The organism is Roseateles sp., from assembly GCF_965229315.1.
Classification (GTDB): Bacteria; Pseudomonadota; Gammaproteobacteria; order Burkholderiales; family Burkholderiaceae_C; genus Pelomonas.
The window spans coordinates 141,093-163,882 of record NZ_CBDDJA010000001.1 but is presented as its reverse complement, the minus strand read 5'-3'; the positions used below and the strand labels follow the sequence as shown (position 1 = coordinate 163,882).

19 protein-coding genes and 1 tRNA gene are annotated in these 22,790 nt (G+C 71.2%); 11 read left to right on the top strand and 9 right to left on the bottom strand.

What is annotated here, in order from left to right; translation table 11 throughout:
* The first annotated feature begins 10 nt into the window (after positions 1-10).
* Together ACO07H_RS00750 and ACO07H_RS00745 are read left to right on the top strand one after the other, a co-directional pair.
* Positions 11-319: a c-type cytochrome gene (locus ACO07H_RS00750; RefSeq protein ID WP_422010092.1), complete on the top strand. Its 309-nt coding sequence runs from the start codon at positions 11-13 to the stop codon at positions 317-319.
* Positions 316-1,569 (top strand): FCSD flavin-binding domain-containing protein, encoded by a 1,254-nt coding sequence (locus tag ACO07H_RS00745; RefSeq protein WP_422010090.1) that lies wholly within the window; start codon positions 316-318, stop codon positions 1,567-1,569. Before ACO07H_RS00750 ends, ACO07H_RS00745 begins: the two co-directional genes overlap by 4 nt.
* 13 nt (positions 1,570-1,582) lie before the next feature.
* Here the strand turns inward: ACO07H_RS00745 and ACO07H_RS00740 are convergent, their stop codons facing one another.
* Genes ACO07H_RS00740 through ACO07H_RS00730 form a run of 3 tightly spaced genes read right to left on the bottom strand, consistent with a single transcriptional unit; the run spans position 1,583 to position 6,968 of the window.
* Positions 1,583-4,183, bottom strand: a complete 2,601-nt coding sequence (locus ACO07H_RS00740; RefSeq protein WP_422010088.1) for a protein kinase domain-containing protein — start codon at positions 4,181-4,183, stop codon at positions 1,583-1,585.
* 42 nt (positions 4,184-4,225) lie between these two features.
* Complete coding sequence (locus ACO07H_RS00735; RefSeq protein ID WP_422010086.1) at positions 4,226-4,660, bottom strand: VOC family protein; 435 nt, start codon at positions 4,658-4,660, stop codon at positions 4,226-4,228.
* A gap of 46 nt (positions 4,661-4,706) precedes the next feature.
* Positions 4,707-6,968: a C1 family peptidase gene (locus tag ACO07H_RS00730; protein WP_422010084.1), complete on the bottom strand. Its 2,262-nt coding sequence runs from the start codon at positions 6,966-6,968 to the stop codon at positions 4,707-4,709.
* A gap of 76 nt (positions 6,969-7,044) precedes the next feature.
* On the opposite strand from ACO07H_RS00730, the gene ACO07H_RS00725 reads away from it, so the two are divergent.
* Positions 7,045-8,016 (top strand): 2-dehydropantoate 2-reductase, encoded by a 972-nt coding sequence (locus ACO07H_RS00725; RefSeq protein WP_422010082.1) that lies wholly within the window; start codon positions 7,045-7,047, stop codon positions 8,014-8,016.
* Between the two features lie 6 nt (positions 8,017-8,022).
* On the opposite strand, the gene ACO07H_RS00720 is transcribed toward ACO07H_RS00725, so the two are convergent.
* From ACO07H_RS00720 to ACO07H_RS00705, 4 genes are read right to left on the bottom strand one after another with little or no spacing between them, the layout of a single operon-like run.
* Positions 8,023-8,820 carry a substrate-binding periplasmic protein gene (locus ACO07H_RS00720; protein ID WP_422010080.1) on the bottom strand — a complete coding sequence of 266 codons (798 nt, stop codon included), beginning with the start codon at positions 8,818-8,820 and terminating at the stop codon, positions 8,023-8,025.
* 31 nt (positions 8,821-8,851) lie between these two features.
* Positions 8,852-9,334, bottom strand: a complete 483-nt coding sequence (locus ACO07H_RS00715) for a GNAT family N-acetyltransferase (protein ID WP_422010078.1) — start codon at positions 9,332-9,334, stop codon at positions 8,852-8,854.
* 8 nt (positions 9,335-9,342) lie between these two features.
* A complete protein-coding gene (locus ACO07H_RS00710; protein WP_422010076.1) occupies positions 9,343-9,918 on the bottom strand; it encodes an NnrU family protein in 576 nt (191 codons plus the stop codon).
* A 14-nt stretch (positions 9,919-9,932) separates the two neighbouring features.
* On the bottom strand, positions 9,933-10,397 hold the full coding sequence (locus tag ACO07H_RS00705; RefSeq protein ID WP_422010074.1) for an Lrp/AsnC family transcriptional regulator: 465 nt from the start codon (positions 10,395-10,397) through the stop codon (positions 9,933-9,935).
* A gap of 120 nt (positions 10,398-10,517) precedes the next feature.
* Between ACO07H_RS00705 and ACO07H_RS00700 the strand changes: the two genes are divergently transcribed.
* The 3 genes from ACO07H_RS00700 (at position 10,518) to ACO07H_RS00690 (ending at position 13,278) form a co-directional block, all read left to right on the top strand.
* On the top strand, positions 10,518-11,612 hold the full coding sequence (locus ACO07H_RS00700; RefSeq protein WP_422010072.1) for a saccharopine dehydrogenase NADP-binding domain-containing protein: 1,095 nt from the start codon (positions 10,518-10,520) through the stop codon (positions 11,610-11,612).
* A gap of 15 nt (positions 11,613-11,627) precedes the next feature.
* A complete protein-coding gene (locus tag ACO07H_RS00695; RefSeq protein WP_422010070.1) occupies positions 11,628-13,139 on the top strand; it encodes an aldehyde dehydrogenase family protein in 1,512 nt (503 codons plus the stop codon).
* Positions 13,140-13,193: 54 nt separating this feature from the next.
* A tRNA-Leu gene (locus ACO07H_RS00690) sits at positions 13,194-13,278 on the top strand.
* A 132-nt stretch (positions 13,279-13,410) separates the two neighbouring features.
* Here ACO07H_RS00690 and ACO07H_RS00685 read toward each other — a convergent pair.
* On the bottom strand, positions 13,411-15,438 hold the full coding sequence (locus ACO07H_RS00685) for a putative bifunctional diguanylate cyclase/phosphodiesterase (RefSeq protein ID WP_422010068.1): 2,028 nt from the start codon (positions 15,436-15,438) through the stop codon (positions 13,411-13,413).
* 102 nt (positions 15,439-15,540) lie between these two features.
* Here ACO07H_RS00685 and ACO07H_RS00680 point away from each other — a divergent pair, with 102 nt between their 5' ends.
* The 4 genes from ACO07H_RS00680 to ACO07H_RS00665 all read left to right on the top strand — a co-directional run bounded on the left by ACO07H_RS00680 (position 15,541) and on the right by ACO07H_RS00665 (position 18,531).
* Complete coding sequence (locus ACO07H_RS00680) at positions 15,541-15,894, top strand: HU family DNA-binding protein (RefSeq protein WP_422010066.1); 354 nt, start codon at positions 15,541-15,543, stop codon at positions 15,892-15,894.
* 142 nt (positions 15,895-16,036) lie between these two features.
* On the top strand, positions 16,037-17,065 hold the full coding sequence (locus ACO07H_RS00675; protein ID WP_422010064.1) for a LacI family DNA-binding transcriptional regulator: 1,029 nt from the start codon (positions 16,037-16,039) through the stop codon (positions 17,063-17,065).
* Between the two features lie 169 nt (positions 17,066-17,234).
* Positions 17,235-18,242 carry a DnaJ C-terminal domain-containing protein gene (locus ACO07H_RS00670; protein WP_422010062.1) on the top strand — a complete coding sequence of 336 codons (1,008 nt, stop codon included), beginning with the start codon at positions 17,235-17,237 and terminating at the stop codon, positions 18,240-18,242.
* Positions 18,232-18,531: a chaperone modulator CbpM gene (locus ACO07H_RS00665; protein WP_422010060.1), complete on the top strand. Its 300-nt coding sequence runs from the start codon at positions 18,232-18,234 to the stop codon at positions 18,529-18,531. Before ACO07H_RS00670 ends, ACO07H_RS00665 begins: the two co-directional genes overlap by 11 nt.
* Here ACO07H_RS00665 and ACO07H_RS00660 read toward each other — a convergent pair.
* Positions 18,528-20,063 (bottom strand): tryptophan halogenase family protein, encoded by a 1,536-nt coding sequence (locus tag ACO07H_RS00660; RefSeq protein WP_422010058.1) that lies wholly within the window; start codon positions 20,061-20,063, stop codon positions 18,528-18,530. The genes ACO07H_RS00665 and ACO07H_RS00660 overlap by 4 nt on opposite strands.
* A gap of 182 nt (positions 20,064-20,245) precedes the next feature.
* Between ACO07H_RS00660 and ACO07H_RS00655 the strand changes: the two genes are divergently transcribed.
* Entirely contained in the window at positions 20,246-22,735 is a 2,490-nt protein-coding gene (locus tag ACO07H_RS00655) for a TonB-dependent receptor (RefSeq protein ID WP_422010056.1), read from the top strand.
* The last annotated feature ends 55 nt before the right edge of the window (positions 22,736-22,790 follow it).

Here is a 22,790-nt window from a genome sequence, read left to right as displayed (position 1 = left end):
AGGGGTGGTGATGAAAGCCTGGTGCTTGACGCTGCTGCTGTGCGCCGGCCCGACGCTGGCGCAGGACCTGGACGCCGGCCGCAACCTCGCGGCCACCTGCGCCAACTGCCACGGCACGAACGGCCGCGCGCGCGGGCCGCTGATGCCGCCGCTGGCCGGCATGAAGGCCGACCTGATGCTGGCGCTGCTGGCCGACTACCGCCGCGGCGCACAGCCGGGCACGGTCATGCCGCAGATCGTCAAGGGCTACACCGAGGCGCAACTGCGCCTGGTGGCCACCTACTTTTCGTCGCTGCCCGCTGCGCAGGCCGGGCCATGATCGCGCGGCGCTCCCTGGTCGCCGCCGGTGGCCTGGCACTGGCGGGCTGCGCGAGCACGCCGGCCGGCGCCAGGCTGGGCCGCGTCGTCGTCGTGGGTGGCGGTTTCGGCGGCGCGACGGCCGCGCGCTACCTCAAGCTGTGGGGCGGCGCGGACGTGGACGTGACGCTGGTGGAGCGCCACGAGCGCTTCATGTCGTGCCCGATGTCCAACCTCGTCATCGCCGGCGCGCGCGACCTGGCCAGCATCAGCCATGGCTACGCGGGCCTTCAGGCGCAGGGCGTGAGGCGCGTGCGCGGCGAGGTCGTGGCCATCGACCCGGTGGGCCGGACCGTGCGCCTGGCCGATGGCAGCCGCCTGGCCTGGGACCGCCTCATCGTCGCGCCGGGCATCTCTTTCATGCTCGATGCGATACCCGGCCTCGCTGCGGCGCTGGACAGCGGCCGCGCCGTGCACGCCTGGCAGGCCGGCGCGCAGACGGCCGCGCTGCGCCGCCAGCTCGAAGCCCTGCCCGACGGCGGCGTCGTGCTGATGAGCATCCCGAAGGCGCCCTACCGCTGCCCGCCCGGGCCCTACGAGCGCGCCTGCCTGATCGCCGGCTACCTGAAGCGTGCCAAGCCGCGCGCCAAGCTGCTGGTGCTGGACGCCAACCCCGAGATCCAGAGCAAGAAGGCGCTGTTCGAGCGCGCCTTCGTGCAGCACCACGCCGGGATGCTGGAGTACCGGCCCAACGCCGAGCTGCAGGAGGTGCTGGCCGACGGCACGGCGCGCTTCGAGTTCGAGGACGTGAAGGCCGACGTGCTGAACCTCGTCCCGCCCCAGCGCGCGGGCGACCTGGTGCGCGATTTCGCGAACGCCAACCGCCGCTGGGTGGGCATCGACTGGCTGACCCTGCAGGCCCAGGCCGCACCGGGCGTGCACGTGGTGGGCGACGCGATCATGTCCGCGTCGGCGATGCCCAAGTCCGGCCACCTGGCCAACCAGCAGGCCAAGCTCGCCGCCGCGGCCGTGCTGCAGCTGCTCAAGGGCGAGCCGGTGAACCCGTCGCCCGTGGTGATGAACACCTGCTACAGCTTCGTCACGCCGACCGAGGCCATGCACGTCGCGTCGGTGCACGCGTACGACGCGGCCGAGAAGACGATGAAGGCCGTGCCCGGCGCGGGTGGCCTGTCGCCGGCCGCGAGCGAGCGCGAAGGCGCCTACGCACAGGGCTGGGCCGAGAACATCTGGGCCGACAGCCTGGCGCTCTAGGAACCGTCCGGCCTCAAGGCAACAGCCCGCCCAGGCTGCCCAGCGTCGGCGCCGCCACACCGGGGCCGCGCGCGGCGGCCAGCGCGGCCCAGGCGGCGCGCACGTCGGGGCGGTCGTCGCGGCCGGCTTCAAGGCGCGCCGTCAGCCAGCGGGTGACGAGGTCCAGCGGATGGCCGTCCGGCAGCCGGGCCGGCCGCTCGGCACCGGCCTGGGCCAGCAGCTGCCCCGTGGCCTCGGTGTCGCCCTGCAGCAGGGCAGTCAGCGCGGCGTCCAGGCAGGCGGCCCAGGTCTGCACGGCGCCGGCATTGCGCTGCGCCTGCGCACCGGCCGCGCGTTGCTGCAGCCACTCGCGGCTGCGGGCGAGGTCGCCTTGCGCGCGGGCCAGCCGGCCCTCGACCTTGGCGTAGGGCCCGTTCGCTGCGCCGAACATCGCCGGCACCGGCTGTTCGCGCAGTCGCGCGACCGCCGCCGCGGCTGCCGCCGTGTCGCCTGCGGCCAGTGCGGCCTCGGCCAGTGCCAACAGGCTGCGGGCGCGGCGGGTGCCGGCGGGCAGCGCCGCCGCGGCGCTCACCTGGGAGAGGATGGCGGCGCGGTCGGGCCGGCCGATGCGGGCCTGGGCCTGCAGCAGTTCGGCCCGGAAAGGGACGAGCGACTGCGCCGGCAGGCCGTCGTCGCTCGCGCTGGCCAGCAGCGCCTGGCGGGTGCGCACCTCGTCGGCATGGCGGCCCTGCAGCTGCAGCGACAGCGCATAGGCGGTCAGCGCAGACAGGCCCAGGTCGTTGCCTGGTCCCAGCGCGCGGCGCATGTCGGCCACCAGCGGCCCGACGCGTTCGTCCAGGCCGTCGAACTCCGCCGTCAGGCCCATCATCGAGACCTCGGCCCGGCGCAGCACCAGCAGCTGCAGGCCCAGCCGCGGGTTGGTGCTCTGCCAGATCGGCCGCGTCTGGCGGATGACGGCCAGGCCTTCGGGGATGCGGCCCTGGCGCTGGCGCAGCACGCTGAGGTTGACCATGTAGTCGGCGTACTCGTACTCGTCGCCCGGGTGCAGCTTGTCGGTCAGCACGCGCACGCGCTCCAGCGCGCGCTCGGCGTCGGCCAGGCGCTGGCTGTGCATGTAGTCGGCCGCGAGGATGAACTGCTGCTGGCGCACTTCCTCGCTGTCCGGCCCGAACTGCCGGGCCAGCGCCGCCGCGATGGGTTCCAGCAGCGCGATGGCGGCTTCGTGGTTGCCGGTGATCTGCTGCACCTGCCCGAGGCTCAGGCGCGCCAGCAGCACCGGCGCCTCGTCGTCGCGGTGCTGCTGGCGGGCCAGGGCCAGCCATTGCTCGCCCAGCGGCAGCGCGTGGTCGAAGCGGTTCAGCGCCATGTAGGTGCGCGACATCACCTCCAGCAGCCGCTGCCGGGTGCCGGGGTCGTCGGCGAACTCGGTGTCGACGCGGCTGCGGCTCTCGTCGAGCAGCTCCAGCACGGTGGGCGTGCGGCCCGCACGCCCGGGGTCGTCGTGCGACAGCAGCTCGCTGAGGAAGTTCGTGACGTTCTCGCTGCGCTGGCGGGCGGCCTCGGCCGTGCGCCATTGCCAGGTGCTGACGGCCAGGCCGCCCGCCAGCGTCAGCAGCACCAGCGTGGCCAGGCCCGCCAGCAGCAGGTTGCGGCGCAGCCAGAGCAGCGCGTGATGGCGCCAGCCGTCGTGGCGACGTGCCGCGACGGGGTGCTGCTGCTGCCAGCGCCGCAGGTCCTCGATGAAGGCGTGCACGCCGACGTAGCGCTCGCCCGGTGCCTTGCGCATGGCCTTGGCGGCGATGGCCTCCAGGTCGCCGCGGGCCCGCCGCGCGTCGCGGGGCCGGCCCGGGCCAGCCGTGTCTGGCGCGGTGTTCAGCAGCGCGGCGATGCGCTGCGGCGGCTGGTGCAGCACGGCGTGCTCCAGCCCGGCACGGCCCAGGCCGTGGTGGCCGAAGGGCAGGCTGCCCGTCAGCAGCTCGAACAGCATGACGCCGAGCGCGAACACGTCCACGGACGTGCCGGTGTCGTCGTCGCTGATCTGCTCCGGTGCGGCATAGCCGGGCGTGAGGCCCGTGCGCGCCGGGCCGGTGTTCGCGCCGTGCGGCATCGCGTCGTGCTGGGCCGAGAGGCCGAAATCCAGCAGCTTGGGCGCGCCGTCGGCCGTGACCATCACGTTGGCCGGCTTGAGGTCGCGGTGCACGACGAGGCGGGCGTGCGCGTGCTCCACCGCCTCGGCCACGCGCAGCAGCAGCGCGACGCGCGCAGCCACCGTGGCGCCATGCCGGCGGGCATGCTCGGCCAGCGGCAGGCCGTCGACGAACTCCAGCACCAGGTAGGCGAGCGAGCCCTGCGCGCCGGCATCCAGCAGCGCGGCGATGCCGGTGTGGCTGAGCCGGCCCAGCGCGGCGCGCTCGCGCGCAAAGCGGCTCTCGACGGCCGCCTCATCGCCGTCCACGTGCAGCAGCTTGATGGCGGCCTGGCCCTCATAGAGCCCGTCGGCCCGCCGCGCCAGCCAGACCTGGCCGACGCCGCCCTGGCCGATCTTGCGCTGCAGTGCCCAGGCACCCAGCCGCAGGCCGGGCAGCGCCTGCGCGTCGCCAGGTCCGGGTGGCATGGCGCTAGGCGCGCGTGGCCTGGAGCGGGCTGGCGGCGGGCGTCACCACGCGCCGATGTTGGGCATGGACGTCCACGGCTCGGCGGGCGCCAGCGCCGGGCCGGCCTGCAGCAGCTCCACGGAGATGCCGTCCGGCGAGCGCACGAAGGCCATGCGGCCGTCGCGCGGCGGGCGGCTGATCGTCACGCCGTGGTCCATCAGCCGCTGGCAGGCGGCGTAGATGTCGGCCACCGCGTAGGCCAGGTGGCCGAAGTTGCGGCCGCCGGTGTAGACCTCCGCCTTCCCGTCGGCATCGGGCCAGTTGAAGGTCAGCTCGACCTGGGCATCCTCGTCGCCGGGCGCGGCCAGGTAGACCAGCGTGAAGCGGCCGGCGGCGTGCTCGGAGCGCTTCACCTCGACGAGGCCGAGGGCGTCGCGGTAGAACTTCATCGACGCGTCCAGGTCATGGACGCGGACCATGGTGTGCAGGTATTTCATGCCGCGATTCTCGGCGCAGTGGCCGCTGCCGGCGCGGTGCAGGGGCTCAGTAGTCCAGCCACTCCAGCGGCGCGACGACCGGCCCGCCGCGGATGCGCTCCAGCGTGCCGGTCATCAGCTCGATGTTGTTGTCGAAGCTGCCGTGGCTGGCGGGAATCTGGTCGCCCGTCTTGGTGGTGCGGACCTTGGGCTTGGCGATGGTCCTCAGTAGCTGGCCGCCGGGCCACAGCTTCAGCCATTCGGCCACGTCGGCATTGGGCGCGGCGGCCCACTGCTCCTGCGACCAGGCGGCGTCGGGCGGCATCAGCGCGCGCTCCATGCCCAGCAGCGGCTGCTTGCGCACGTCGTCCAGCGCGCGCGACACGAGGTAGAGCAGCGACTTGCCGTAGATGTCGCGGTCGGCCGAGGGCAGCCCGTCGGCGCGTTCGTTGGCGTCGGTCAGCACGTTGAGCCAGAGCTGGTTCAACGACAGCACGCCGGCCTGGTCGGCCGCGCCGTAGTGCTGCACCGCGAAGCCGCTGGAGCAGGCCGGCGCATGCAGCTCGCACGAGGCGATGCACAGCGGGCTCGCGCCGCCCAGCCGGCCCAGCAGATGGCCCAGCAGGATGGTGCCGGCCGAGTGGCCGACGAGGTGGACCTCCAGCTCGCGCCCCGACTTGGCCAGCATGTCGCGCAGTTCGCGCAGCATGCGGGCGGCGAGGTCGAGCACATGGTCGTCCACGGCGCCGCCCGCGGCGTTCTCGCGCATCTCGCTCCAGATGCCGCGCGCGAACTGCCGGCCCACGGCCTCGATGGCGCGGTCCTTGGCTTCGGCCGCGGCCTCGCGCAGGCGGTCCAGCCAGCCCTCGCTGCGCTCCCCGCCGGCGATGATGCGGTGCTGCAGGTCTTCGAGGATGTCCTTCAGCGTTTCGCCCGGACCGGTCTTCCATGTCAGGAACAGCGGGTAGATGCCGTTGGCGAGGAAGTAGGGCGCCAGCACGCGGATGCGCTGGATGGATTCCAGCTCGGCGTTCAGCCCGCCATGGGCGTAGACGACGAGCCGGACCGTCTGGTCCTTGCCCGCCTTGAACCACGCCAGCGGCCGCTCGACGACCAGCTCGCGCGCCAGGCCCTCGCGGTCGCCGCGGGCGCGCGTGAAGTCGGTGGACATCAGCTGGCCGTCATTGCCGGAGACCAGCGTGTGCGTGTAGGCCTGGGCCGTGCGCAGCGGCTGGTAGGGGGTGTGGTCGAACGCGTGGTTGAAGGGCCACGGGTCGTCGCGCGGGTTGTCGCCGAAACACAGCGTGGCGCCCACGTCCGCCAGGCCGCGGCCGGCCGCGACGCGAAACCCGCCCGCCGCGCGCGTGGCCTGGCCCGCCTTGGCGCCCGCAGCGCGCGCGCCGGCCTTGGGCTTGCGCGCCTTGAGGTCCGACAGGTCCTGCGGCACGCCGAGCGCCATCGCCCAGGCGTCGTTGCCGTTGGTGACCCAGTCCTCGTAGCCGAGGATGGCGAAGCCGCTGGCGCCCCAGCCGGTGCCCCAGCTGTTCTGCACGACGAAGCCGTGCTCGTTGTAGCCCACCAGCGCGAAGGCGTGGCCGCCGGTCTTCTTGTCCATGCGCTGGATGCGCGGCAACTGGCCGTGGTTGGACGGCATGGCCGTCTCGTCCACGCTCCAGCCGTCGTGCACGTCGCCCGACACGTAGACGGCGCCGATCTCGTAGATGGCGGCCTGCATGTCGACGACGCTGCGCTTGTCGACGCGGTAGTACACGCCCAGCGGCCGCCCGGTGGCGTCCTCGTCCCAGCCGGCCGCGGGCCGCACGAACAGGCCCTCTTTGGCCTCGTTCAGGGGGTAGGGCCACAGGTCCCAGCTGCAGATGCCGTGCTTGTACCAACCCTTGAGCGCGCCGCGGCAGGAGGAGCCCTCATAGTCCTGCCCCGGCCACTCGTCGTAGAGCTTGGCCAGCTCGTAGATCATGCGCGGGCTGACCAGCGGCGGCGCCTTGGCGCGCGGCGTGCCGATATGGCGCAGCCAGTACAGGTAGTTGGTCACGCAGGCCAGGCCGAAGCCGGTGCAGGCGCCTTCGTTGCCCTGGTTCAGGATGCGGCCGGCCTTCACGTAGGCGGGCAGCAGCCGCTTCAGGTCCTCGTCGCGCGGCCAGCGTGCGGGCAGGGAGCGCAGCGGCGCACGGTAAGGCAGGTCGCGCAGGTCCAGCCGGTCGGGGCGGGCGTCCAGCGTGGGCTGGGGCACCGTGTTGGCCGCGGCCTTCCTTGCTGCGGCCTTCGTGGCGGCCTTCTTCGTGGCGGTCGTCCGGGTCTGGGTGGCCATGGCGGTCTCCTGGTTTGGGCGCCGATGATGGCCGCGGGCCCGGTCCGTAACAAGCGTGCATGCGAGACTGGTCCCCATGTTGAAGGACGTCTGCATCGTCGGCCTCGGGGCCATCGGCGGCTGGCTGGCTGCGCGGCTGCAGCAGGTGGACGGCCTGCGGGTGTCCGCGCTGGCGCGCGGTGACACGCTGGCAGCCGTGCGCGAGCACGGGGTGCGGCTGCACAGCGGCGCCCGCCTGCTGCAGGCGCCGCTTCGCGTGAGCGACGATCCGGCCGAGCTGGGGCCGCAGGACCTGGTGATCCTGGCCGTCAAGGGCCCGGCCATCGCCGGCGTGGCCGGGCAGGTGGCGGCGCTGTGCGGGCCGCACACGCGGGTGCTGACGGCGCTGAACGGCCTGCCCTGGTGGTTCACGGCCGGCCTGCCGGTGCCGGGCCTGGCGCTGACCAGCGTGGACCCCGAGGGCCGCATCGCCGCGGCCATCCCGCCCGAGCGCGTCATCGGCTGCGTCGTGCATGCGAGTTGCTTCACGACGGCGCCGGGCTGCATCCAGCACGTGATGGGCAACGGCCTGCTGATCGGCGAGGCGGTGGGTGGCGGCAGCAGCTCGGTCGCCGAACTGGCCGCGCTGCTGGCGCGCGCCGGCTTCGGCGCCGAGGCCGTGGACAGCATCCAGCGCGAGGTGTTCTACAAGCTGTGGGGCAACATGACCACCAACCCGGTGTCGGCGCTGACGCGCGCGACGACCGACCGCATCCTGGCCGACGACCTGGTGCGCGAGTTCACGACGGCCATCATGCGCGAGGCCGCGCTGATCGGCGAACGGGTGGGCTGCCCCATCGCGCAGACGCCGCAGGACCGGCACGTCATCACCCGCTCGCTGGGCGCGTTCAAAACGTCCATGCTGCAGGACATCGAGGCGGGCCGGGCCATCGAGACGGACGCGCTGCTGGCCGCACCGCGCGAGCTGGCGCAGCAGGTGGGCGTGGCCACGCCGATGCTGGATGCACTGCTGGGCCTGACGCGGCTGATGGATCGCTGCCGCAGCTGACGCGCTTCAGTAAGGCAACTGGCCGGCGTGGCGCCGCCAATGCCTGGCGACCTCGCCCTTGCGCAATGCTTCGGTGAACGCGGCATCCAGCCGCGGCAGCAGCGCGGCCGCGGCGCTGCCCCGTGCCGCGACGACGTGGAAGGCGGGCGCCGGCACGTCCGGCACGGGCGCATGCGCGAGCCCCGGCGTGGCGAGGTGGTCGACCTTGCCCAGCTCCAGCTGCGCGATGACTTCCAGCTCCTCAACGAAGTAGTCGCAGCGCCCCACCAGCAGCTTGTCGATGAGCTGCTGGTCGTTGCGGGCACCCTGGTCCAGGTCGCCGGGGCCCAGGCCGTAGTGCGCATAGCTGGCGCCATTCTTGCCGCAGCCGCGCCAGCGCTTGAGGTCGGCGCGACCCGCGACCTGCAGCGGCTTGGTGGCCCGGTAGAAGACCTGCGGTGTGAAGGTCTTGTACGGGGCCGAGAAGGCCAGCGTGCGGGCGCGTTCATCGTCGCGGTAAGCCGCGAGCGCGAAGTCGATCTCACCGCTCTCGACCGCCCGCAGGCAGCGCTTGAAGGGCAGGTTGCCGATCAGCGTCAACTCCACGCCCAGCTTGGCGAACAGCGGGGTCCAGAGGTCCACCAGGAAGCCGCTGAGCTGCTGCGGCTGGCCGGGGGTGCGGTACAGCCACGGCGGGCCCAGGCCGGGCTCGCCGCAGGCGGTCATGGGTTCGGCCTGTGCCGTGGCAGCCATGGCCGCCAGCCCGAGCAGCGCCGCCAGCGGGCGCGTCCAGCGGCGACGCGGTGGGCGGGAGCGGTGGGTCATCATCGGCGAGTCTATGCCGCGCGCAGTCACGTCAGCCTTTGATCCGCGCCCAGCGCTCGTGGTCTCGCCAGCGCCCGGCGATCTTCAGGTATCGGGGCGAAAAGCCTTCGAGCTGGAAGCCGCAGCGCTTGGCCAGTGCGATGGACGCCGCATTGCCCGGCTGGATGTTGGCCTCCACGCGGTGCAGGCCCAGGTCTGTGAATGCATGGCGCACGACGCCGTTCAGGCCCTGCGTCATCAACCCGCGGCCCTGGAAACCGGCGAAGGCGTAGTAGCCCAGGTAGCCGCTGCGCAAGGCGCCCATGACGACATGGGTGAGGTTGATGACGCCGGCGAGTTCACCCTCTGCCACGACGACGAAGCCGTGGTGGGCCAGCCCGTCGAAGCGGGCGAGATGGCAGGCGAACGCGTCGGCGTCGCAGGGCGCCTGCACCCACGGGCGATGCAGCCGGCGGCTGGCCCGTGCGGCGGCGATGAAGGCGGCTTCGTCCGCCGCGGCGACCGGACGGATCACCGGCCTTGTCACCGGCTCAGAGGCGCGATGCCCAGCCACGCCGCATGCGCCCAGAACGCGAACACGGCCCACAGCGCCACACCGACCACGACGGTGGCAGCGGTACCGGCCGCCGTGCCGGGCGCCACCGGCGGCGCGGGCCGGCGGCGCGCCGCGCGGAACACGAGGATGGCCCAGACCAGGAAGCTGCCGAACAGCATCACGTCGGCCAGTGTGTTGTTGACGATCAGGTGGGCGAACGCCCAGACCTTGACCGACAGCGTCATCGGGTGCTTGAGCTTCGCCTTGATGTGGTTGCGCGGCACATAGGCCGCCGCCATCAGGACGGCCGCCACCAGCATCAGCAGCGCCGTCAGGTGATTGACACCGAACGGCACGTGCGGCCACAGCACAACGGGCTCGCGCCGCGCCTGCGAGAAGCCCCAGAGGATGAGGCCGAAGCCGACGGCGGACGTGAGGCTGTAGACGCCCTTCCAACCCTTGTCGCCGAGGCGGGCGATCTGCGCCGCGCGCCACTGCGGCGCAAGCGCCCGGGTCAGGTGGATGCCGAGGAAGAGGGCGAGGCCGAGGGCAAGCCAGGTCATGGAGGGTCTCCGGTTCAGGTTTGGCGGTCGACACGCAAGGCCAGCACGACCGAGCTGTTGGTGCGCAGCACGCCGTCGATCTCGCCGATGTCGTCGAGCAGCGCGTCCAGGCGAGCCGTAGTGTCGGCGCGCAGCAGCGCCATGTAGTCGAATTCGCCGCTGACGGAGGCCAGCTGGCGCAGCTCGGGCAGTTCCGACAGGCGCTTGACCACCTCGCGACCGGCCTTGGGGCTGACGGTGATGCCCACGAAGGCCTGCACGCTGCGGCCGGCCTCATCACCGCCCAGCCGCGCCGTGTAGCCGACGATGCGGCCGCTGGCCTCCAGCCGCGCCAGCCGCGCGACGACGGTGGTGCGCGCCACGCCCAGCTTGCGCGCCAGCGTGGCCGTGCTGTCGCGGGCGTTCGCCTGCAGCAGCAGGATCAGGCGGCGGTCGAGGGCGTCCGCCAGCGGGCCCGGATTTACCCTTGAGTCATTCATAACGACAAATCATCGCGACGAATCGTCCGTTAAGCAATTGATTTCGTCGGAGTAGCGCTTTCTTTCGTCGTCGACCCTGCCTAGAGTGCGGCCCAACTGAAACCCTGCCTGGAGCCCCCCATGAAGATCGCCCTGCTCGGCGCCGGCCACATCGGCCAGACCATCGCCCGCCTGCTGCACGCCACCGGCGACTACCAGGTCACCGTGCTCGACAAGAACGCCGGCTACCTGAAGACGCTGGCCGCCGAGGGCATCGCCACGGCCGAGGTGGACAGCGACAACCGCGTGGCGCTGGCCGCCCAGCTGCGCGGCAAGGACGCCGTCGTCAACGCGCTGCCCTACCACCTGGCCATCACGGCCGCCGAGCTGGCGCTGGAGTGCGGCTGCCACTACTTCGACCTGACCGAGGACGTGGCCGCCACCAAGGCCATCAAGGCGATGGCTGAAGGCGCCAAGACCGCCTTCATGCCGCAGTGCGGCCTGGCGCCGGGCTTCATCGGCATCGTCGCCCACCACCTGGCCAGCGGCTTCGACTCGGTGCGCGACGTGCAGATGCGCGTCGGCGCGCTGCCGGCCTTCCCGACCAATGCGCTGAAGTACAACCTGACCTGGTCGGTCGACGGCCTCATCAACGAGTACTGCCACCCCTGCGAGGCCATCCACGAGGGCGAGACCATCGCCGCGCTGCCGCTGGAGGGCCTGGAGCACTTCAGCCTGGACGGCACCGAGTACGAGGCCTTCAACACCTCCGGCGGCCTGGGCACGCTATGCGAGACCTGGGCGGGCAAAGTGCGCAACCTGGACTACAAGACCGTGCGCTATCCCGGCCACCGCGACCTGATGCAGTTCCTGCTGGGCGACCTGGGCCTGAAGGGCGACCAGGGCAACCTGAAGGACATCATGCGAAAGAGCATGCCCGCGACGATGCAGGACGTGGTGCTGGTCTTCGTGACCGTGTCCGGCCAGAAGAACGGCGTGCTGCTGCAGGAGGTCTTCGCGCGCAAGATCTTCGCGACGCGTGACGGCGCGCAGCCGCTCTCCGCCATCCAGATCACGACCGCCGCCGGCATCTGCGCCGCGGTGGACCTGTTCCGCGAAGGCAGGCTGCCGCAGCGCGGCTTCGTGCGCCAGGAAGAGGTCAAGCTGCCGGACTTCCTGGCCAACCGCTTCGGCAAGGCCTACCAGCAGTCGCGCCAGGTCGAGTCCATTTCCTGATCGGAGAATGACCGCATGAAGCAACAGACCCTCTCCGTTCTGGACGCCCTGGGCGTCCACCTGCCGGACACCGGCGACCTGACCGTGCGTTCGCCCATCGACGGCAGCGTGCTGGCCCAGCTGCCCACCGCCAGCGCCGCCGACATGAAGGCCGCCGTGGGCCGCGCGCATGCCGCCTTCAAGGCCTGGCGCGTGGTGCCCGCCCCGAAGCGCGGGGAACTGGTGCGCCTGTTCGGCGAAGAGCTGCGCGCGAGCAAAACGCAATTGGCGCAGTTGGTCTCGATCGAGGCCGGCAAGGTCACCAGCGAAGGCCTGGGCGAAGTCCAGGAAATGATCGACATCTGCGAGTTCGCCGTCGGCCTGAGCCGCCAGCTGCATGGCCTGACCATCGCCAGCGAGCGCCCCGGCCACCGCATGATGGAGCAGTGGCTGCCGCTGGGCGTGGTCGGCATCATCTCGGCCTTCAACTTCCCCGTCGCCGTGTGGGCCTGGAACTCGGCGCTGGCGCTGGTGGCCGGCGACGCCTGCGTCTGGAAGCCGAGCGAGAAGACACCGCTGACGGCGCTCGCCACGCAGGCGCTGTTCCAGCGTGCGCTGCAACGCTACCGCGCCGCCGGCAACGCCGCGCCTGAAGGCCTGTCCGAGCTGATCATCGGCCGCGCTGACGTGGGCGAAGTGATGGTGGACGACACCCGTGTCGCGCTCGTCAGCGCCACCGGCTCCACGCGCATGGGCCGCGCCGTCGGACCTCGCGTGGCAGCGCGCTTCGGCCGCTGCCTGCTGGAACTGGGCGGCAACAACGCCATCATCGTCACGCCCAGCGCCGACCTGGACCTGGCCGTGCGCGGCATCCTGTTCGGCGCCTACGGCACGGCGGGCCAGCGCTGCACGACGACGCGCCGCGTCATCGCGCACGCGAGCATCCACGAAGCGCTGGTCGAGCGCCTGGAGCGCGCCCGCGCGCAACTGCCCATCGGCTCGCCGCTGGAGCAGGGCACGCTGATCGGCCCGCTGATCGACGCGCAGGCCTTCGACGCGATGCAGTACGCGCTGCGCGCCGCGCGCGAGCAGGGCGGCGAGGTGACGGGCGGCGAGCGCGCGCTGGCCGAGCGCTTCCCCGACGCCTGGTACGCCGCGCCCGCGCTGGTGCGCATGCCGGCGCAAAGCGAGATCGTCCGCCACGAGACCTTCGCGCCTGTCCTCTACACGTTGAAGTACTCGACGCTGGACGAGGCCATCGCGCTGCAGAACGGCGTGCCGCAGGGCCTGTCCAGCGCGATCTTCACGACGGACCTGCGGGAGGCCGAGGCCTTCATGAGCGCCGCGGGCAGCGACTGCGGCATCGCCAACGTCAACATCGGCACGTCGGGCGCGGAGATCGGCGGCGCGTTCGGCGGCGAGAAGGAAACCGGTGGCGGGCGTGAGAGCGGTTCGGACGCGTGGAAGGCCTACATGCGCCGCACGACCAACACGGTGAACTACTCCAGCGAGTTGCCGCTGGCGCAGGGCGTCAAGTTCGACATCTGACCGTGATTGGCCCGGACGCCGTGAAAGTTGGGCTATAGTCCGGCCTCCCTGAAAGCCCAGGTGGCGGAATTGGTAGACGCACTAGTTTCAGGTACTAGCGGGTAACTCCGTGGAGGTTCGAGTCCTCTCCTGGGCACCAAACAAAGAAAAAGGCCAGCGCGAAAGCGCTGGCCTTTTTGCTTTGGTGCCCAGGAGAGGACTCGACCACGCTGGCGCGCAGCGCCTGGTGGGACGCGGAACGCGTCAAAGGCGTCGTGGCGCCAGCCTAGCCTTAAGCGGTCTCAGAAAACCACCTCCGCTCAAACTCACCGGCAGCCACCCCTTTGCCGAACCACCACCCCTGCCCCCAGTCGCAGCCCATGTCCTTCAGGGCGAGCATCTGCGCCTCGGTTTCGACGCCCTCCGCGACGACCTCCATCCCCAGCTCATGCGCCATCGTCACGATGGCCCGGCACAGCGCCAGCGCCTTGCCGCCGTCATCGAGCCCGGCGACGAAGCTGCGGTCGATCTTCACCGTGTCGATCTCGTGGTGCTGCAGATAGCCCAGCGACGAGTAGCCGGTGCCGAAGTCATCCAGCGAAATCGACAGCCCGGCCTCGCGCAGCGCGCGCAGCCGCGCTGCCACGGCCTCGTCGCGCTCCAGCAGCAGTCCTTCGGTGATCTCCACCGCCAGTGCGTCGCCCGGCAGCCCGAGGCCACGCAGGTGCGTGATCCAGTCCGGCCGCAGCCGGTGGCTGCGTTCGCTGAGGAATTGCACCGGCGACTTGTTGATGCTGATCTGAAACGCTGCATGCCCCGCCGACCGCCAGGCCAGGGCCTGCGCCGCGGCCTCGCGGAAGACCCAGTCGCCGATGTCCACGATGAGGCCACTGGCCTCCGCCACCGGGATGAAATGCGCGGGGCTGACGGCGCCGAGTTGCGGGTGCGTCCAACGCAGCAGCGCTTCCGCCTTGCGCGGCGGTGCGTCAAGCGCGCGCAGTGACAGGATGGGCTGGTAGACGAGGCTGAACTGCCGCAGCGGCAGCGCTTCGCGCAGCTCGGCCGCCAGCCGTGCACGGCGCTGTGCGGCCTCCTGCAATGCCGGTGTGAACAGGCTCATGCGGTTGCGGCCGGCGCCCTTGGCCTCATACAGCGCCTGGTCGGCGTGCTTGAACAGCGCCTCGATCTCGACGCCGTCGCGCGGCGCCAGGCTCACGCCGATGCTGGCGGACACATAGACCCGCTCGCCCCTCACGTCGAACGCCGATGACAGGGTCTCCAGCAACGCCTGGCCCACGCGCTCGACCGCTGCGGCTGCGTCCCGCGTGGCCAGCAGCACGGTGAATTCGTCGCCGCCCATGCGGGCGACGATGCCGCCGGAGGGCATGCAGGCCTGCATCCGTGCGGCCACCTGCACGAGCAGCGCGTCGCCGACGTCGTGGCCCAGCGAATCGTTCACTTCCTTGAAGTGGTCCAGGTCCACGAACATCACCGCCAGCGCCTCGCCGCGCATCTCGCGCAGCGCCAACGCGCGTTCGATGCGCTCGCGCAGTGAGCGCCGGTTGGGCAGGCCGGTCAGCGCGTCCACGCGCGCCTGCTGCCACACCAGCGCTTCCTGGCGCTTGCGGTCGGTGATGTCGGTGTGCGTGCCGACCATGCGCAGCGGCTGGCCCGCGGCGTCGCGCTCGATGACCATGCCGCGGCTCAGGATCCACTTCCACGTGCCGTCCTTGGCCAGCACACGGTGCTCGTTGCGGTAGACGGCGGTGCGGCCGGAGAAATGCTCTTCGCGGTCCTTGTCCATTTGCGCGAGGTCGTCCGGGTGGGTGCGGGCATCGAACGCTTCGGGCGTCGCTTCCACGTCGCCCGGCTCGAAGCCGTACAGGCGCAGGTAACGGTCCGAGTAGTTCTCGATGCCGGCCTGCACGTGCCAGTCCCACACCCCGTCGCCGTTGCACTCCAGCGCCAGCTTCCAGACCTCGTCGTGTTCGTTCAGCCGGGCCTCGGCCGCGCGCCGCGCCGTGATGTCGGTGTGCGTGCCCAGCCACAGCGGCGATTCCGGCAGGCGCTGCGCCTGCGCGAGCATCCAGGTGTTGCCCAGCCGGTACTCCATCTCGAATCGCTGCTGCCGCTGCGCCGCGGCCCAGCGCTCGGCGAAGGCGTCGCGGTCGTCGGCATGCAGCCAGTTCACCAGCGGCACCGGCAGCGCCGGGCGATTCAGCGCTTCGGCCAGGCGCGCGTTCATCCACAGCAGGCGGCCCTGCGCGTCAGCCTTCCAGACCTGCTGGGGCAGGGCGTCGAGCAGCGAGGCAAAGTGCACAGGCGGTGACATTGGCGATGGATACGGGGCTCTGGCCCGACTGTATGCGCCACAATCTCGCCGCCCGAGCCGTTCGGGCGCGTTTTGGACGAGACCCCCCGCATGAACAAGACCGATCTGATCGAACACCTGGCCGCCAAGCACGAGCTGAGCAAGGCCGAAGCTGGCCGCGTCCTCGAGACCCTGCTGGACGCCATCGTCACCACCGTCAAAAAGGGTGGTGCGGTGTCGATCCCCGGCTTCGGCTCCTTCAAGCAGCACGCACGTGCCGCCCGCAACGGCGTGAACCCCAGCACCGGCGACAAGATCAAGATCGCCGCCGCCAAGCTGCCCAAGTTCACCGCCGGCGCTGGCTTCAAGGCTGCCGTGGACCCCAAGGCGGCCGCCAAGAAGGCCGCTGCCAAGCCCGCCGCCAAGGCTGCTGCCAAGCCGGCCGCCAAGGCCAAGAAGAAGTAACTTCTGTTTCCATGAGTCGCCATCGGGCCGAGCGCCGGGCCGCTCCCAAGCCGGCCCGTCTGGCGATGTGCTTGTGGGGTAACCCCTGCAAGCATCGCCGTCCCCTCGGGGGACCGTCCAAGGCTTGCCTTGGACGAGGGGCATGAACATCCGCAGCCCCACCATCGTCGACGTGGCCCGCGAGGCGGGCGTGTCGATCAAGACGGTGTCGCGCGTGCTCAACCATGAACCTGGTGTGCACGAGAGCACCCGGGATCAGGTGCTCAAGGTGGTGGAGGCGCTGCGCTACCGGCCCAAGCAGTCGGCCCGCAGCCTCGCCGGCGGGCGCTCCTTCCTGATCGGCCTGCTGTATTACGACCCGAGCGCGAGCTTCGTCGCCAGCGTGCAGCAGGGCGCGACGCTGCGCTGCCGCGAGCTGGGCTATCACCTCGTCGTCGAATCGCTGCACAACGATGCGCCGGACCTGCGCCAGCAGATCGATCGCATGGTCATGGCGCTGCGGCCCGACGGCATGGTCCTGACGCCGCCGCTGTGCGACAACCCCGAGGTGCTGGCCGCGCTGCGCGACAGCGGCACGCCGTGCGTGCTGATGTCCCCCGAGCGCGATGTCGAGGGCGTGCCCTCCGTGCGCATCGACGACGTGCATGCCGCCGAGGAGATCACGAACCTGCTGCTCAGCCTGGGGCACCAGCGCATCGCGTTCATCACGGGGCCGGCCGACCAGTCGGCCAGCGCGCTGCGCTACCAGGGCTACGTGAACGCGCTGCGCTCGCACGGCCTGGAGCCGGACCCCGAGCTGATCCAGCCCGGACTGTTCACCTTCGCCAGCGGCCGTGATGCGGCCCACCAGCTGCTCAGCCGCCGCCAGCGACCCACGGCCGTGTTCGCCAGCAACGACGACATGGCGCTGGGCGTGTTGGCTGCGGCGCAGCGCCTGGGCCTGAGCGTGCCCGGCGAACTGTCCATCACCGGCTTCGACGATTCGCCTGCCGCCGCGCTGGTGTGGCCGCCGCTGACCACCGTGCGCCAGCCCGTGGCCGAGATGGCGCGCATGGCCGTCGAGATGCTGGTCACCCCGCAACGCCCTGACGGGGCCTCACCGGCGGAGCCCGAGTTGCACCAAGTGTTGCCGCACGAACTGGTCGTGCGGGACTCGACGCGGGCGCGCTGACGGGCGACCTGTAGGACGCGGTGGGTCCGCGCAGGCGGTGCCGTCCGATGGCGGCAGGTGCGCGGCAAATTCAAAGTCGGGGCTCCACGGCACGGAGCGCGGCGATGAGACCTCCCGACCCCAGGGGCAGTGCCCCGCGATGCGACATCGGCCTTGCCCGACCGCGGTGATGCGGTTCGCTGCCGTGCGTTTCGAGGACTATTACCAGGTGTTGGGGCTGGCTGCCGACGCCGACGCGCCGGCGATCAAGCAGGCCTACCGGCGTCTGGCGCGCCTGCACCACCCGGACATCAACCCGACGACGCCCGCCCACGCCGCGATGGCCCGGGTCAATGAGGCCTACGAGGTGCTGTCCGACCCGCAACGGCGGGCTGCCTACGACGGCGTGCGGCGCCGCCAGCTCAAGGCGGGCCAGCTCTCGGACGGCCAGCCCGGTGCGGCGCGCGAGATGCCCGGCGACTGGCAACAGGGCTTCCAGTTCGATGGCGAGCCCACGGCGGGGCGCCGCGGCGAGGGCGAAGGCTTCACCGATTTCTTCACCAGCATGTTCGGTCGCGCGGCGCAGGCCGAGCCGGCCGATGCAAAGCCCGCGCGCGGTGCCGACGAGCATGTCAGGCTGGTCATCGACGACGCGGATTCGGTCGCTGGCGCCGTCCGCGCCGTCACCGTGCGGACGCTGGCGCCCGACGAGAACGGCCGCCGCGCCGTCGCGCTGCGCCAGGTGCAGGTGCAGATCCCCAAGGGCATCCAGGCCGGGCAGCACATCCGCCTGCCCGGGCAGGGTTCGGCGGGCCGTGGCGGCGCGGCCGCCGGGGATCTCTACCTGGAAATCCAGTTCAAGCAGCACGGCGCCGACCCCACAGACAGCCGTGATGTGCGTGACCGGTTGCCGCTCGCACCTTGGGAGGCGGCGCTGGGCGCCGAGGTGGCCACGACGACGCCCGGCGGGCGGGTCAGCGTGAGCGTGCCGCCAGACACGCCGCACGGCAAGCGCCTGCGCCTGCGTGGGCAGGGGCTGAAGGGCGAGCCGGCCGGCGACCTGGTGCTGGAGGTGGCCGTGGTGCTGCCGCCGTCCACGCTGGCGGGCGCGCGCCAGGCCTACGAGTCCATGGCCGCGACGCTGGAGACCCGCTTCCAGCCGCGTGCCGCAGCGGACGACGCGAGCCATGGCCGGTGACCCCGTGCTGGTCGGCCTCGTCATCGACGAGCACGCGCTGAGTTTGGAAGAGCTGGCGTGTGCCTGCGGTGTGGACGCCGATTGGCTGCACGAGCGGCTCGACGCCGGGCTGCTGGTCTGCTGCAGCGGTGAAGGCGCGGCGCGCCGCTTCGCCAGCCCGCAACTGCACCGCGCGCGCCGCCTGCTGGCCCTCGAGCGCGATTTCGACGCCAACCCGGAGCTGGCGGCGCTGGTGGTGGACCTGATCGAGGAAGTCCACCGGCTGCGCTCGCTGCGTCAGCCCCGCTAGCCGCGCGCGCACAGGTGCTCGACCAGCGCGCGGTGGGCCGGCAGGTCGGCGATCGCGCGCGGGGCGAGCTGCCTGAGCGTCGCGAACTCCTGCCGCGCCTCGGCAGCCCGTGGCCATGCGGCGGCGTTGGGCGCGAGGGCCGTTGCGTACTCCATGCCGTACAGCACGTACTGCCAGCTCGACGGCGGGTACATCTCCAGGTCGGTGATGAAGTCCAGCCGGTGCGGCGCGCGCGTGCGCCACATCGCGAGCTGTTCGCTGAGCAGGCCGGAGCGCGTGGCCGCGTCGGCGTTGTCGCGCCAGAACGGCTCGGGGCGCTGGCTCAGCGCGTAGTGCAGCTTCACGAAGTCGGCGATGCGCTCGTAGCGCGTGCGCATCTGCGCGTTGAACTGGCGCGCCGCGGCGTCGAACTGGCCGTCGTGCGGGAACAGGTGGGCGATCAGGTAGACGGCCGCCTCCACCAGGCCCAGGCCCGACGCTTCCAGCGGCTCGATGAAGCCCGATGACAGCCCGACGGCCACGCAGTTGCCCAGCCATTGCGTCTCGCGGTAGCCGATGCGCAGATCCAGCCGGCGCGCGCTGATGCCGTCGGCCGCCGGGCCGATGTAGGCGCGCAGTTGCGCCTCGGCCTGCCCGTCGTCGATGTGGCGGCTCGAATAGACGTGGCCAATGCCGCGGCGTTGCTGCAGGCCGATGTCCCAGATCCAGCCCGCCGTCTGAGCCGTGGAGATCGTGGACGACGCGATCGGTGCATCGGCGCGCGGGTAGGGCACCTGGATGGCCAGGGCGCGGTCGACGAACAGGCGGTCGGCCAGGCTCTTGAACGGCGAGGCGAGCGCGCCACCGATCAGCGCCGCGTGAAAGCCCGTGCAGTCCAGATACAGGTCCGCACGCAGCGCGCCGGCCTCGCGGGTGTGCACGGCGGTGATGAGCCCGCCGTCGCTGACCTCCACGCGTTCCACCGTCGCGGCGATGTGCGAGACGCCCAGCGCCCGCGCCTCGTCGGCCAACAACGCGGCAAAGCGGCCGGCGTCGAAGTGGTAGGCGTAGTTCAGCGCGCCGAGGTAGTCGGCATCGGTCACGCGCTTGGGCGCCCGGGATGCGTCGGCCACGCGCTTTTGCAGCGTCGCGGCCTCGGCGAATGCGCTGCCCTCGGCCGCGCCCAGCAGCCAGTAGGGCAGCAGCTCGGGTCCGCCGGGGCGTTGGCTGGGCTGGCTGAAGGGGTGGAAGTAGTGGTCCGCGCCCGGCTCACCGGGGCGGCGCACCCAGTGGTCGAAGCGGATGCCCTGCTTGAACGTCGCGTTCGCCTCGCGGATGAAGCGGTCCTCCGGGATGCCGATGGCCGCCAGCGTGCCGCGCAGCGACGGGAAGCTGCCTTCGCCGACGCCGATGGTCGGGATGCCCGGCGCCTCCACCAGCGTGATGCGCGGGCCGGCGGCGTCGCCCACGCCCAGCGTGCGGGCCAGGTAGGCCGCGGCCAGCCAGCCGGCGCTGCCGCCGCCGACGACGAGGATGCTGCGAACCGCTGTCATGCGCGATTTCCTTTGTGTATCAAGGACCTGGGACTTTCCCGGATGTCTCCTGGGAGATGGTAGCGGGAAACAAGACAACGTTGTCTTTTTGTGTTGACAGCGTTGTCAACGGTCGGGCAAGATGCTTTCACTGGATCGACGAATCCAGCGCGCCCAGCGCAACAAACCAGCTAGGAGACACCATGAATCGCTGCCATCGCCCGGCCTGCTCGGCCCTGGGTACCCCCATCCAACTTGCGGTGCTGGCCCTGCTGGCCGGTGCCGCGCCGGCGTGGGCGCAGACCGCCAAGGCTGCCACCGAGACCACCAAGCTGCCCGAGGTCATCGTCACCGCGACGAAGAAGACCACCTCGCTGCAGAAGACGCCGGTGGCCGTCACCGCGATCAGCGCCGAAGCGCTGGAAGACGCGCACATGACGACCATCCTGGACATCGTCCACCTCGTGCCGGGCCTGCAGGCCACCGCCCAGGGCGACCACGGCGTGACGACGATGACGCTGCGCGGCATCGGCAACGATACGGCCAAGACCGAGTACGCCGACCCCGAGGTGGCGCTGTTCGTCAACGGCGTCTACACGGCCCGCCCCGAGGGCGCCGCCGCGCTGATGTTCGACATGGCCGGCGTGGAAGTGCTGCGCGGCCCGCAGGGCACGCTGTGGGGGCGCAATTCCACGGTCGGTGCGGTCAACTTCAAGACCGCCCCGGCGCAGCTCAAGACCCAGTCCGGCAACGCCGAAGTTGGCATGGGCAACTTCGGCCGCCTGGGCGCGCGTGCGAGCTTCAACGTGCCGCTGGGCAACGACATGGCCGTGCGCTTCGCCTTCGCGCACGAGCAGCACGACGGCTACGTCGACTACCAGAACCCGGTGCGCTACACGGTCGCGCAGCAGCAGGCCGCCTGGCTGGCCGCCAGCCCGACCAACACGCTCGCGCAGTGGAAGCCCATCAACTACAACCTGTTCGTGCAGGGCGGCAAAAAGTACAGCGCGCAGGACCAGACCGGCGCCCGCGTCAGCTTCGCCTGGCAGCCCACGCCCGAACTGCACTGGGATGTTTCGTACGAGCGCTTCCAGGACCGCGGCACGCCGTCCATGGCGCTGGTGCAGAACCCGCGCCCCGGGCAGAAATTCTGGTCCGCGCTGATCGACACCGCGCCCTACCTGAACCGCAACTCCGACGTCATCCGCAGCCGGCTGGACTACGACCTGTCCAGCACCGTGCGCCTGTCGTACGTGGCCGGCGTCAGCAAGTTCTCGGGCTCCGGCACCTTCGACCAGGACATGGGCCAGGGCGGCTCGCCCACGAGCTTCGCCACCGGCGGGGCGGGCTTCCAGGAAGACCGCACCAACTGGAGCAAGTACCGCTCGCACAGCCACGAGCTGCAACTGCAGTCCACCGGCCAGCACGACGTGGACTGGATCCTGGGCCTGTACTACGGCGCCGAGAACAACGGCATCCGCTTCGACATCCCCATCTTCAACGGCACGCAGGAAGGCACCATCGGCTGGCAGGGCAGCTTCGTGCAGCCCAAGGAGACGGTGGACAGCAAGGCCGTGTTCGGCCAGGCGACCTGGAACGTCAGCGATGCGCTGCACCTGACCGGCGGCGTGCGCTACACGCACGACGTGCGCGAGAACATCAACGGTCGCGGCCACGGCTGGGCCTATGACCCCGCGTTCCCCGCCGTGCCGGTGGACCCGGGCTGTGACACCGGCGGCCCCGACCTCAAGGGCGGCTGCGGCTTCGGCCAGGGCGACGTCAACGACGGCCGCTACTCGGGCAGCAAGGCGACCTACCTCGCGCGCCTGAGCTACGACATCGACAAGACGAACATGGTCTACGCGAGCGTGGCCACCGGCTACAAGTCCGGCGGCCTGCAGGACCGGGGCGCCAGCTACAAGCCGGAGAACCTGACCAGCTACGAGGTCGGCTACAAGGCCACGCTGCTGGACGGCGCGATGACGTTCAACACGGCGGTCTACCACCTGAACTTCCGCGACTACCAGTTCGGCGCACCAGCCATCGACCCCACCGGCGCGCGCTTTTTCGGCTTTTCCAACGCCAAGGGCGCCAAGGTCAGCGGGCTGGAGTTCGAGATCGCCGTCAAGCCCACGGCCGACGACCGCGTGCACCTCTCCGGCGCGTTCACCAAGAGCAAGCTGGGCGAGCTGGTCGGCTTCTCCAACGACTACTCGCTGCCCGCCTGCACCGACCCGCGCGCCTACAACACACCCGGCGTGCCCAGCAGCGGCTACATCAGCAGCAACTGCCTGGACGTGACCGGCAACGAGATGCCGCACGCGCCGCGCCTGAGCGCCACGCTGTTGTGGGAACACAGCTTCCACCTCAGCGGCGAGACCACGCTGGCGCCGCGCATGGCCCTGCACTACGAGACCAAGAGCTACCTGTCGGTGTTCAACCTGGCCTCCGGCAACGCCCGCTACAACCCGGCGCTGTATGGCGGCGTGACCGATGGCGACCTGCAGAAGTCCTATGCCCGGCTGGACCTGGGCGCGCGCTACCAGGCCAAGAGCTGGTACGCCGACGTGTTCGTGCGCAACGTGACGGACGGCAAGGTCAAGACCAGTGCCGGTGGCGGCGCGGGCGGCATCTTCACCGCGCAGTACAAGCCGCCGCGCACGGTCGGCGTCAACGTCGGCACGGATTTCTGAGGCCGGCCGACCCCTCGTTGTCCCCTTCGGCCCCGGGCGGGCCGCCCCAACGTCT

Excerpts from the sequence above, each read along its gene's own strand:
- ACO07H_RS00680 (WP_422010066.1), top strand. The coding sequence starts at position 15,541 with ATGAACAAGACCGATCTGATCGAACACCTGGCCGCCAAGCACGAGCTG.
- ACO07H_RS00725 (WP_422010082.1), top strand. The coding sequence starts at position 7,045 with ATGTTGAAGGACGTCTGCATCGTCGGCCTCGGGGCCATCGGCGGCTGG.
- ACO07H_RS00655 (WP_422010056.1), top strand. The coding sequence starts at position 20,246 with ATGAATCGCTGCCATCGCCCGGCCTGCTCGGCCCTGGGTACCCCCATC.
- ACO07H_RS00710 (WP_422010076.1), bottom strand. The coding sequence starts at position 9,918 with ATGACCTGGCTTGCCCTCGGCCTCGCCCTCTTCCTCGGCATCCACCTG.
- ACO07H_RS00740 (WP_422010088.1), bottom strand. The coding sequence starts at position 4,183 with ATGCCACCCGGACCTGGCGACGCGCAGGCGCTGCCCGGCCTGCGGCTG.
- ACO07H_RS00750 (WP_422010092.1), top strand. The coding sequence starts at position 11 with ATGAAAGCCTGGTGCTTGACGCTGCTGCTGTGCGCCGGCCCGACGCTG.
- ACO07H_RS00665 (WP_422010060.1), top strand. The coding sequence starts at position 18,232 with ATGGCCGGTGACCCCGTGCTGGTCGGCCTCGTCATCGACGAGCACGCG.
- ACO07H_RS00745 (WP_422010090.1), top strand. The coding sequence starts at position 316 with ATGATCGCGCGGCGCTCCCTGGTCGCCGCCGGTGGCCTGGCACTGGCG.
- ACO07H_RS00675 (WP_422010064.1), top strand. The coding sequence starts at position 16,037 with ATGAACATCCGCAGCCCCACCATCGTCGACGTGGCCCGCGAGGCGGGC.
- ACO07H_RS00700 (WP_422010072.1), top strand. The coding sequence starts at position 10,518 with ATGAAGATCGCCCTGCTCGGCGCCGGCCACATCGGCCAGACCATCGCC.
- ACO07H_RS00735 (WP_422010086.1), bottom strand. The coding sequence starts at position 4,660 with ATGAAATACCTGCACACCATGGTCCGCGTCCATGACCTGGACGCGTCG.
- ACO07H_RS00720 (WP_422010080.1), bottom strand. The coding sequence starts at position 8,820 with ATGACCCACCGCTCCCGCCCACCGCGTCGCCGCTGGACGCGCCCGCTG.
- ACO07H_RS00705 (WP_422010074.1), bottom strand. The coding sequence starts at position 10,397 with ATGAATGACTCAAGGGTAAATCCGGGCCCGCTGGCGGACGCCCTCGAC.
- ACO07H_RS00670 (WP_422010062.1), top strand. The coding sequence starts at position 17,235 with ATGCGGTTCGCTGCCGTGCGTTTCGAGGACTATTACCAGGTGTTGGGG.
- ACO07H_RS00695 (WP_422010070.1), top strand. The coding sequence starts at position 11,628 with ATGAAGCAACAGACCCTCTCCGTTCTGGACGCCCTGGGCGTCCACCTG.
- ACO07H_RS00660 (WP_422010058.1), bottom strand. The coding sequence starts at position 20,063 with ATGACAGCGGTTCGCAGCATCCTCGTCGTCGGCGGCGGCAGCGCCGGC.
- ACO07H_RS00730 (WP_422010084.1), bottom strand. The coding sequence starts at position 6,968 with ATGGCCACCCAGACCCGGACGACCGCCACGAAGAAGGCCGCCACGAAG.